Annotated in this window: 7 protein-coding genes and 1 pseudogene; 7 read left to right on the forward strand and 1 reads right to left on the reverse strand. The window is 70.2% G+C overall.

What is annotated here, in order from left to right:
- The 7 genes and pseudogenes from CCN51_RS55225 to CCN51_RS33840 all read left to right on the forward strand — a co-directional run.
- A pseudogene (locus CCN51_RS55225) lies at positions 1–735 on the forward strand (hypothetical protein); the annotation flags it as partial.
- A gap of 322 nt (positions 736–1,057) precedes the next feature.
- A complete protein-coding gene (locus CCN51_RS33815; RefSeq protein ID WP_043489876.1) occupies positions 1,058–2,257 on the forward strand; it encodes an ROK family transcriptional regulator in 1,200 nt (399 codons plus the stop codon).
- Positions 2,258–2,552: 295 nt separating this feature from the next.
- A complete protein-coding gene (locus tag CCN51_RS33820; RefSeq protein ID WP_043486579.1) occupies positions 2,553–3,659 on the forward strand; it encodes a substrate-binding domain-containing protein in 1,107 nt (368 codons plus the stop codon).
- Between the two features lie 141 nt (positions 3,660–3,800).
- On the forward strand, positions 3,801–4,589 hold the full coding sequence (locus CCN51_RS33825) for an ATP-binding cassette domain-containing protein (protein WP_014175708.1): 789 nt from the start codon (positions 3,801–3,803) through the stop codon (positions 4,587–4,589).
- Positions 4,586–5,875, forward strand: coding sequence for a sugar ABC transporter permease (locus tag CCN51_RS33830; protein ID WP_014175707.1), 1,290 nt, complete (start codon positions 4,586–4,588; stop codon positions 5,873–5,875). The genes CCN51_RS33825 and CCN51_RS33830 overlap by 4 nt, the downstream gene beginning before the upstream one ends.
- A gap of 279 nt (positions 5,876–6,154) precedes the next feature.
- Positions 6,155–8,134: a 1-deoxy-D-xylulose-5-phosphate synthase gene (gene dxs / locus CCN51_RS33835; RefSeq protein WP_086860467.1), complete on the forward strand. Its 1,980-nt coding sequence runs from the start codon at positions 6,155–6,157 to the stop codon at positions 8,132–8,134.
- 278 nt (positions 8,135–8,412) lie between these two features.
- Positions 8,413–9,873: an amino acid permease gene (locus tag CCN51_RS33840; RefSeq protein WP_014175704.1), complete on the forward strand. Its 1,461-nt coding sequence runs from the start codon at positions 8,413–8,415 to the stop codon at positions 9,871–9,873.
- A gap of 78 nt (positions 9,874–9,951) precedes the next feature.
- On the opposite strand, the gene CCN51_RS33845 is transcribed toward CCN51_RS33840, so the two are convergent.
- Entirely contained in the window at positions 9,952–10,989 is a 1,038-nt protein-coding gene (locus tag CCN51_RS33845; protein ID WP_014175703.1) for an ABC transporter substrate-binding protein, read from the reverse strand.
- Positions 10,990–11,094: the final 105 nt, after the last annotated feature.

Genomic DNA, 11,094 nt, shown 5'->3' on the forward strand with positions numbered 1-11,094 from the left:
ACCTGGGGGCTGGACTTCCCGGGGCCGCCCGGCGAGCGGTCCTTCGTCGCGATGGGCGGCGAGCTGCTGGCGGGAGCGCCGGTCGGCGACGGGCAACACGTCCCGGGGGCCTCGGGGCCGGGGACCTCAGGGCCGGGGACCTCAGGTCCAGGGCCGGTGCTGTCGCGCCCGCTGGACTATCTGGTGGTGGCCCACGAGGCGTATGACGCGGCCCCCGCCGGGCTGGCGGCCGGCTTCCTCGCCGACGCCTGCCCCGGCGAGCCGCGCGCCTTCTCCGTCGCCGATCAAGGGATCGGCGCCCCCTTCAGCGGTCTGAAGGTGCTCGACCGCATCCACCGGAGCGGGGGCCTGAGCGACGCCGCGCTGTTCGTGCTCGACCCGGCGGCCGGGGCGGTGCTGGCCCTCGGCGGTACGGGCGGCTGGGCCCTGGAGGCGGTGGCGGAGGAGCGGGCCGCGGAGGCGGCGGACTGCCTGCCGCTGCTCGGGCCGGCCGCGCGTACGTCGTACGTCCTGGGCAACGGCCTGCGCGACCTGGCGAGGCCCCTGGAGGCGGCGGGGGCCATGGTACGGACCGCCGGGCCGGCGCACGGCTGCGCCGGGGTGTGGCGGGCGCTGCGCGATGCGACGGCGGACGTGGCGGCGGACGGGGCGGGGGAAGGCGCCGAGCGGCTGGTGATCGCGGACCGCGACCGGGGGCCGGGCCGGCTGCACGTCGCGGTGTTCGTCCGGGCATGATCGCCTGATCGCTCAGGTACTGGACACCCCCTACCGCCCGGCGGCTCCCGTCGTACGCTGGCGCGATATCGAGATTGTGTGTGCAGGGCACGGGAAGCCTCATGTCACACCGACGCGGCGGAGCGCACCCGTCCGGCCCGGTACAGACCAATCCGATCAAGGAGTCGTCTTGGCTCCGTCATGGTCTGTCAAGGACTTGACGGGGGACAACCGAGGCGGCTCAGCTTAGAGTTCACATGTTGGAGACAAGCCGGGCCTCACTGCTGCGGCCCGGCCGGCGGAGCGGCGGTCGTGTCGCCCGCGGAGGCAGGAGTGGATGGGCGTGGAGACTCCGGGATCGCAGTCGTCGCTGCACCGGGCCAACCTCGAGCGGGTGGTACGCGCGGTGCGCATGGCGGGTTCGCTCACCCAGGCGGAGATCGCCCGGACCACCGGGCTGTCCGCGGCCACGGTCTCCAATATCGTCCGTGAGCTCAAGGACGGCGGCACGGTCGAGGTCACCCCGACCTCGGCGGGCGGCCGCCGGGCGCGCAGCGTCTCGCTCAGCGGTGACGCGGGCATCGTGGTCGGCGTGGACTTCGGGCATACGCATCTGCGTGTGGCGATCGGCAACCTGGCCCATCAGGTGCTGGCCGAGGAGTCCGAGCCGCTGGATGTGGATGCCTCGGCCTCGCAGGGCCTGGACCGGGCGGAACACCTGGTCAGCAGGTTGATCGCGGCGACCGGCATCAGCCAGGACAAGGTGGTGGGCGTCGGCCTCGGCGTGCCTGCCCCGATCGACGTCGAGACCGGCACGCTCGGCTCGACCGCGATCCTGCCCGGCTGGGCGGGCACCAATCCGCGTGACGACCTGGCCCAGCGGCTCGGCGTGCCGGTGCATGTGGACAACGACGCCAACCTCGGCGCGCTCGGCGAGCTGGTGTGGGGGGCCGGGCGCGGGGTGGCCGACCTCGCGTACATCAAGGTCGCCGACGGTGTCGGCGCGGGCCTGGTGATCAGCGGGCATATCTACCGCGGGCCGGGCGGTACGGCCGGCGAGATCGGCCACATCACGCTGGACGAGTCGGGCCCGGTGTGCCGCTGTGGCAACCGCGGCTGTCTGGAGACGTTCACCGCGGCCCGGTATGTGCTGCCGCTGCTGTACTCCAGCCATGGCGCGGACCTGACCGTGGAGCGCATGGTGCAGCTGGCCCGGGAGGGCGACCCCGGCTGCCGCCGGGTGATCGCGGATGTGGGGCGGCATGTCGGCAGCGGTGTGGCGAATCTGTGCAATCTGATCAACCCGAGCCGGGTGGTGCTCGGCGGCCATCTCGCCGAGGCGGGGGAGCTGGTGCTCGGCCCGATCCGGGAGTCGGTCGCGCGGTACGCCATCCCGAGCGCGGCCCGCCGGCTGTCGGTGATGCCCGGGGCGCTGGGCGGCCGGGCCGAGGTGCTGGGCGCGTTGGCGCTGGTGCTGAGCGAGATGGGCGACTCGACGCTGCTCGACGGCGCCCTGTCGGCGGGCACCCCTGCCCTCACCTGAGCGGGGCCGCCGGCCTGACCGGTTGACCACCTGACCGGCTTCACCGCGGCCGCCGGCCTGACCACTTGACCGGCTTCACCGCCGGAGCGAGCCGGGGCTCCGGGCACTGACTGTGCCCGGATCCCCGGCTTTTCTGCCTGGTCTGGACCGGATCACGCTGCGTTCACTCAGATAACGAATGGCACCGTTGCCATCTCGTTAAGGATTTACTTCTTGACGTCATGCGGGCGGCCGAGTTGACTTCCAGCCACCTCGGCCGCAATGACGCGGCCTCGTCAGGGAGGTCACCCCCAGCATGAACGCAACGATGCGTCGCGTCGTCGTCGCCACGGCCGCCGTCACGATGGCCGTCTCGCTCGCCGCCTGTGGCTCCGCCAAGGAATCCGGCAACAGCAAGGACAAGGACGACAACAAGAAGAAGACCGGCCCGCTCACCATCGGCCTGCTCCTGCCGGAAGACCAGACCGCCAGATACGAGGCGATGGACCACCCCCTGATCGAGAAGGAGATCAAGGCGGGCTGTGCGGACTGCAAGATCGTGTACGCCAACGCCAAGTCGGACACCTCGGTCCAGCAGCAGCAGGTCGACTCGATGATCACCAAGAAGGTGGACGTGATCATCCTCGACTCGGTGGACTCCAAGGCCATCTCCAGCTCGGTCAAGAAGGCCGACGAGGCCGGAATCCCGGTCGTCGCCTACGACCGGCTCGCCGAGGGCCCGGTCTCCGCGTACACCTCGTTCGACAACGAGACGGTGGGCAAGGTGCAGGGCGAGGCGCTGCTCAAGGCGCTCGGCAGCAAGGCCAAGTCCGGCAAGGTCGTCATGCTCAACGGCTGGGAGGCCGACCCGAACGCGGCGCTGTTCAAGAAGGGCGCGCTGTCGGTTCTGGAGGGCAAGGTCGACATCGCCAAGAAGTACGACATCGACCGCTGGCTGGCGGATGAGGCCAACAAGGCCATGACCGGTGCGATCAACTCGCTCGGCAAGGACAAGATCATCGGTGTCTACTCGGCCAACGACACCATGGCCGGCGGCGCGATCGCCGCGCTCAAGGCCGGCGGCGTCGACCCGCTTCCCCCGGTCACCGGGCAGGACGCGGAACTCGCGGGCGTCCAGCGGGTCCTGGCGGGCACGCAGTACATGAGCGTGTACAAGCCGTACGGCCAGGAGGCGGCGGCCGCCGCGAAGATGGCCCTCGCGCTCGGCCACGGTGAGAAGGTCCCCGCCGAGGCCACGGCCGACAGCCCGACCAAGAAGGGGATCCCGGCGACGCTGATCCCGCCGGTGTCGATGACCAAGGACAACATCAACGACACCGTGATCAAGGACGGCCTGTACAAGGCCTCCGACGTCTGCACGGCCAAGTACAAGGCCGCGTGCGACGAGCTCGGCATCAAGTAGTGCGCCACCGGCCGCCCGTGAACCACGGGCGGCCCGCCGCTGCTGTCGACACCACCACAGCCCCCACAAGAAGGTGAGAGGGGAGAGCGCTCTCTCTCCTCTCCGTAACACCGCAGGGGTTCGCCCCTGCTCAGATCGGAGATGGCCATCGTGCCGAATGAACCCGTGTTGGCGTTGCGCGGGATCTCCAAGCGGTTCGGCGCCGTCCAGGCGCTGACGGACATAGACCTGGAGGTCCGCGCCGGTGAAGTGGTCGCCCTGGTCGGCGACAACGGCGCCGGCAAGTCGACCCTCGTCAAGGCGATCGCCGGAGTCGGCCCCGCCGACGAGGGCGTCGTCGAGTGGGAGGGCAGGCCGGTCCAGGTCAGCCGCCCGCACGACGCCCAGGAGCTGGGCATCGCGACCGTGTACCAGGACCTCGCCCTGTGCGACAACATCGACGTGGTCGGCAATCTCTTCCTCGGCCGCGAGATCCTGCGCGCCGGGGTGCTCGACGAGGTCGAGATGGAGCGCCGCTCCCGCGAGCTGCTGCAGACCCTGTCCATCCGCATCCCCAGTGTGCGGATCCCGATCGCCTCGCTCTCCGGCGGCCAGCGGCAGACCGTCGCCATCGCCCGCTCGATGCTCGGCGAGCCCAAGCTGGTCATCCTCGACGAGCCGACCGCGGCCCTGGGCGTCGAGCAGACCGCGCAGGTCCTCGACCTGGTCGAGCGGCTGCGCGAGCGCGGCCTTGCGGTGATCCTCATCAGCCACAACATGGCCGACGTCAAGGCCGTGGCGGACCGGGTCGCGGTGCTGCGGCTCGGCCGTAACAACGGCACCTTCGATGTGAAGACCACCTCTCAAGAAGAGATCATCTCCGCCATCACCGGCGCCACGGACAACGCCGTGACCCGCCGCAAGGCGCGTAACGCGGAGGTCGCCAAGTGACCACCAAGATCGACGAGACCAATGGCGGCGACACCGAGGACGTGGCCCCGGTCGCCAAGGACGCGGTCGCCGCGGTCGACCCCCGGCTGCTGGTGCGCCAGGAGGGCTTCAAGGGCTACCTCCAGGAGTTCGGCCGCAAGCTGCGCAGCGGTGACCTGGGCGCGCTCCCGGTCATCGTCGGCATCGCCATCATCTGGGTGGTCTACCAGGTGAAGGACGACGCCTTCCTGTCGCCCAAGAACCTCTCCGACCTGTCGATCCTGATCGTCGGCACCGGCCTGATCTCGGTCGGCATCGTCTTCGTGCTGCTGCTCGGCGAGATCGACCTGTCCGTCGGCTCGCTCAGCGGTCTGGCCGCGAGCACCATGGCGGTGCTCAACATCAGGCACGGGGTGCCCGAAGTGCTCGCCGTGGTCATCGCACTGGCCCTCGGTGCCGCCCTCGGCGCGCTGCACGGCTTCTTCTTCGCCAAGATCGGCGTCCCGGCCTTCGTGGTCACCCTCGCCGGTCTGCTGGCCTGGAACGGGCTGATGCTGCAGGTGCTGGGCACCACCGGCACGCTCGACCTCGACGACGACGGCTTTGTGCAGACCCTGTCCAGTCACTACTTCTCACAGCTGATCGCCGCGTACGGGGCGGCCACGGTCGCCGTGGCCGGGTTCTTCCTGGCCCAGTTCCTGGGCGCGCGGCGCCGCAAGGCGGCCGGCGTACCCTCCCGGCCGCTGAGCGAGATCCTGGTGCGCACCGGGGTGCTGGCCGTCATCGCCTACGCCGCGGCCTGGCGGCTCAACGAGTACAAGGGCCTGCCGCTGGCGCTCGTCATCTTCGTGGTGGTGCTGCTCGCCCTCGACTTCGTGGTGCGCCGCACCTCGTACGGGCGCAAGGTGATCGCGCTGGGCGGCAACGTCGAGGCGTCCCGCCGCGCGGGCATCAATGTCGATTTGGTGCGGATCTCGGTGTACGCCCTGTCCGGGCTGATGGCGGCGTTCGGCGGAATCATGATCGCCTCCCGGATCGGCTCCGCGAGCCAGCAGGCCGGCACCGGCAACCTGCTCATGGAGGCGATCGCCGCCGCGGTCATCGGCGGCACCAGCCTCTTCGGCGGCCGCGGCTCGGTCTGGTCGGCGCTGCTGGGCATGCTGGTCATCGGCTCCATCGCGTCCGGTATGGCCCTGCTGGGTGTCGCCAACTCCGTGCAGTACATGATCACCGGTGCGGTGCTGCTGGCCGCGGTCGTGATCGACTCGGTCTCGCGGAGGACCCAGCGCTCGGCGGGACGCGGCTGAGCCCCCTCTTTTGGGCTCGGCTCTCCCCCAGCTACCGCTGGGAGGTGCCCCCGGGGGGCGCCTGAGCCCCGTACCCGCTGTGCCGTTTCTCACGTGCCCGGCACCGCCTCGCGCAGGCGGTGCCGGGCACGAGTGTTCTGCCGCCGAACGCGTGACGCGTATCGCATGGACCGGGCCTTCGCCTGCCGGACGGAACATTAGACTCAGGCGGACCGGCAAGGCTCGACAGGCACAAGTGCAAAGACGCACGACGGCAAACTCGACAGCAAGGAGGCACGGGTGCTGCTGACCCACATCAGGGGACCGCGTGATCTGGACCGGCTCACTCTGGAGCAGCTGGACCAGCTGGCCGCGGAGATCCGCACCTTCCTCGTCGACGCCGTCTCCAAGACCGGTGGCCATCTGGGCCCCAACCTCGGTGTGGTGGAGCTCACCATCGCCCTGCACCGGGTCTTCGACTCGCCCCGGGACAAGGTGCTTCTGGACACCGGTCACCAGAGCTACGTTCATAAACTCCTCACCGGCCGCCAGGACTTCTCCAAGCTCAAGAGCAAGGGCGGGCTGTCCGGCTACCCCTCGCGCGCCGAGTCCGAGCACGACGTCATCGAGAACAGCCACGCCTCCACCGTGCTGGGCTGGGCCGAGGGCCTGGCCAAGGCCAATGAGCTGCTGGGCAAGCAGGACCATGTGGTCGCGGTCATCGGTGACGGCGCGCTGACCGGCGGCATGGCCTGGGAAGCGCTCAACAACATCGCCGCGGCCAAGAACCGCCCGCTGGTCATCGTCGTCAACGACAACGAGCGTTCGTACGCGCCCACCATCGGCGGCCTCGCCAACCACCTGGCCACCCTGCGCACCACCGACGGCTACGAGCGCTTCCTGGCCCGCGGCAAGGACCTCCTGGAGCGCACCCCGGTCGTCGGCCGTCCGCTGTACGAGACGCTGCACGGGGCCAAGAAGGGGCTGAAGGACTTCATCGCGCCGCAGGGCATGTTCGAGGACCTGGGCCTGAAGTACGTGGGCCCGATCGACGGCCATGACATCGAGGCCCTGGAGTCCGCGCTGCAGCGCGCCAAGCGCTTCGGCGGCCCGGTCATCGTCCACTGCCTGACCGAGAAGGGCCGCGGCTACCAGCCCGCCCTCCAGGACGAGGCCGACCGCTTCCACGCCGTCGGCAAGATCCACCCGGACACCGGTCTGCCGATCTCCGCGTCCGGCGCCGACTGGACCTCGGTCTTCGCCGAGGAGATGGTCAAGCTCGGCCACGAGCGCGAGGACATCGTCGCGATCACGGCGGCCATGCTCCAGCCGGTCGGCCTGGACAAGTTCGCCAAGGCGTTCCCGGACCGCGTCTACGACGTCGGCATCGCCGAGCAGCACGCGGCCGTCTCGGCGGCGGGCCTGGCGACCGGCGGGCTGCACCCGGTCTTCGCCGTCTACGCCACCTTCCTCAACCGCGCCTTCGACCAGGTCCTGATGGATGTGGCGCTGCACAAGTGCGGGGTGACCTTCGTCCTCGACCGGGCCGGGATCACCGGTACGGACGGCGCCTCGCACAACGGCATGTGGGACATGTCCCTCCTCCAGGTCGTCCCCGGGCTGCGGATCGCCGCCCCGCGCGACGCCGACCAGGTCCGCGCCCAGCTGCGCGAGGCCGTGGAGGTGGACGGGGCCCCGACGGTGGTGCGCTACTCGAAGGGCGCGGTCGGCCCGGCGGTCCGGGCGGTGGGCCGGATCGGCGGTATGGATGTGCTGCGCGAGCCCGCCCCGGCGGACGCGGACCGGCCGGATGTGCTGCTGGTCTCGGTCGGCGCGCTGGCCCCGATGTGTCTGGAGGTCGCCGACCTCCTCGACAAACAGGGCATTTCCGCCACGGTGGTGGACCCGCGCTGGGTCAAGCCCGTGGACGAGGAACTGCCCGCGCTCGCCGAGCGCCACCGCGTCGTGGTCACCGTCGAGGACAACATCCGGGTCGGCGGCGTGGGCTCCGCCATCGCGCAGGCGCTGCGCGACTCCGGGGTGGACATGCCGCTGCGCGACTTCGGCATCCCGCCCCGCTTCCTCGACCACGCCTCCCGCAAGGAGGTCATGGCGGAGATCGGGCTGACCGCCCCGGACATCGCCCGCCAGGTCACCGGCCTGGTCTCCAGGATCGGCGGGCGCTACGAGGGTGAGGCGGCGGAGTCGGCCGCCGCGGCCGAGCCCGCCGGGACCGGGGCGGCGGCGCAGTCCACCGCGGCCGAGCCCGTACGGGACTGACGCCCCCGCACCACCACCTCCGGCTCGGGCCGGTCGGGGCCGCCGCGTGACACGCGCGGTGCTCCGACCGGCCCAGTGCTTTTCCCGCCGCCGCGCCCCATCGGGTGAATCGGGAATGCCGGAGAGTGTGCATACATCCCGCATGCCCCGTAGCCACAACGATGGCGCGCACGGGCAGGCGTGGAGGTGGCGCGGTGACGTTAAGAGAACCAGGCAGCGGAGGCGCCGGGAACAGGGCCGGAGGCAGGGGCCCCAGAGGACTCTTCCGGACGAAGTCCGTGGAGCAGTCCATCCAGGACACCGAGGAGCCCGAGCACGCCCTGACCAGGACGCTCTCCGCCCTCGACCTGACCGTCTTCGGCGTCGGCGTGATCATCGGCACCGGCATCTTCGTACTGACCGGAGCCGTGGCCAAACAGCAGGCGGGGCCCGCGACCGCGCTCGCCTTCGTGGCCGCCGGGATCGCCTGTGCGCTGGCCGCGCTGTGCTACGCCGAGTTCGCCTCCACGGTGCCGGTGGCCGGATCCGCGTACACCTTCTCGTACGCCTCGCTCGGCGAACTGCCCGCCTGGATCATCGGTTGGGACCTGGTCCTGGAATTCGCCCTGGCCACCGCCGTGGTGGCGGTCGGCTGGTCCGGCTATGTGCGCTCGCTGCTGGACAACGCGGGATGGCATCTGCCGGATGCGCTGTCGGGCCCCGATGTGGCACACGGCTTCGGCTTCGACATCCTCGCCTTTCTGCTGGTGCTGCTGCTGACCGGGATCCTGATTCTGGGCATGAAGCTGTCCGCGCGCGTCACGGCGGTGGTGGTCGCTATCAAGGTGACCGTGGTGCTGCTGGTCATCATCGCCGGATCCTTCTTCATCGACGCCGAGAACTACCACCCCTTCATCCCTCCGGCCAGGGGGACGGCCACCAGCGCCGGGCTCAAGGCCCCGCTGATCGAGGTGATGTTCGGGTATGCGCCGACCTCCTTCGGCGTCCAGGGCATCTTCACCGCCGCCGCCGTGGTCTTCTTCGCCTTCATCGGCTTCGACATCGTGGCCACCACGGCCGAGGAGACCAGAAACCCGCAGCGGGACATGCCGCGTGGCATCCTCGGCTCGCTCGTCATCTGCACCGTGCTCTACGTCGCGGTGTCCATCGTGGTCACCGGCATGCAGAAGTACACCGAGCTGTCGGTGGACGCCCCGCTCGCCGACGCCTTCAAGGAGACCGGACACCCCTTCTACGCGGGCCTCATCAGCTTCGGCGCCGCGATCGGACTCACCACCGTCTGTCTGATCCTGCTGCTCGGACAGACCCGCGTCTTCTTCGCCATGAGCCGCGACGGGCTGCTGCCCAGGGTCTTCTCGAAGGTGCACCCGAAGTACGCCACGCCGTACCGCTCGACGCTCGTGCTCGGCGCCGTCATCGCCGTCGTCGCCGGGTTCACCAGCATCTCCGAGCTGGCGGCGCTGGTGAACATCGGCACGCTCTTCGCCTTCGTCGTGGTCGCCCTGGGCGTCATCGTGCTGCGCCGCACCCGCCCCGATCTGCCCCGCGCCTTCCGCGCCCCCTGGGTGCCGGTACTGCCGATCGCCTCGGTCGCCGCCTCGCTCTGGCTGATGCTGAACCTGCCCGCCGAGACCTGGGTGCGGTTCGGGGTGTGGATGGCGATCGGCTTCGTCGTCTACTTCCTCTACGGGCGCCGCCACAGCCGGATGGGCCAGGGCGCCGGGGCGGGGCGGAGCTGAGGCCCCGCCCCGGCCCGCGTATTGCCACGCGGTGAGGCGCTGCCACGCGGTGAGGCGCTGCTATGCGGTGAGGCGCTGCTATGCGGTGAGGCGCTGCTCCAGGTCCGCCACGACCTTGTTCGCGGCCATCACCCCGAGGCCCAGGTACCAGGTCTCGTCCGGGACGTCGGTGGCGTGACCCGCCTTGACCGCCTTGAGGTTCTTCCACAGCGGGTTGCCCTGCGCCTTGGAGCGGTCCGTGGCCTTCGGGTCGCCGTAGACGCCGGTGAAGATGTAGTCGGCGTCGGCCTTGTCGATGTTCTCGGCGCTGATCTCGGTGGCGAGGTCTTCCACGTCCTGGTTCTTGGGGCGCGGAATGTGCGCGTCCTTCAGGATCGTGCCGATGAACGAGGCGTTGGCGTACAGGCGGATCACACCGTCGGGCATGAACCGGACCATGGAGACGGTCGGCTTCTTGGCACCCAGCTTGGTGTCCAGCGCCTTGACCTTCTTGTCGTAGTCGGCGAGTTCCGCCTTGGCCTCGGCCGTCTTGTCCAGCGCGGCGGCGTTGAGGAGGTAGTTCTGCTTCCAGGTGAAGCCGGGGCGGATGGAGAAGACGGTCGGGGCTATCTTCGACAGCTCGTCGTACTTGTCCGCGGCGCGCAGCTGGCTGCCGAGGATCAGATCGGGCTTGAGGCCGGCGATCGCCTCGAGGTTGAGGTTGTTGATGGTGCCGACGTTCTTCGGGCTGCCCGCCTCCTTCTTCAGGTACGACGGGAGCTCCGGGGAGCCCTCGGTCGGCGCCAGGCCGACCGGCTTGATGCCGAGCGACACCACGTTGTCGAGCTCGCCGACGTCCAGCACGACCACCCGCTTGGGCTGGGCCTTCAGCTCGGTCTTGCCCATGGCGTGGGTGATGGTGCGCGGCCACTGGCCGGCCTTGGCGTCCGTGCCCATCGCGGCGGTCTTCTTGGCCGCGCTCGCGAAGTCCTTGCCGTCCTTGGACACGGACTTCTTGTCGCCCTGCCCGCCGCTCCCTTCCTTCTCGCCGTCGGAGGAGCCGCCGCAGGCCGCGAGGGACAGCGCGGCGGCGACAGCGAGGGCGACGGCGGCGGTACCGCGGCGTCGAGGGGACATGGCAGGGCTCCTGTCACAGGCAGTTCTTAGGCGAGGCTTACCTTATGTTGCGTACGGGTGCGGCGGTAGCACCACCCCCGGCAACACCACCCCCGGCAACACCAC

It is taken from the genome of Streptomyces milbemycinicus, from assembly GCF_002154605.1.
Classification (GTDB): Bacteria; Actinomycetota; Actinomycetes; order Streptomycetales; family Streptomycetaceae; genus Streptomyces; species Streptomyces milbemycinicus.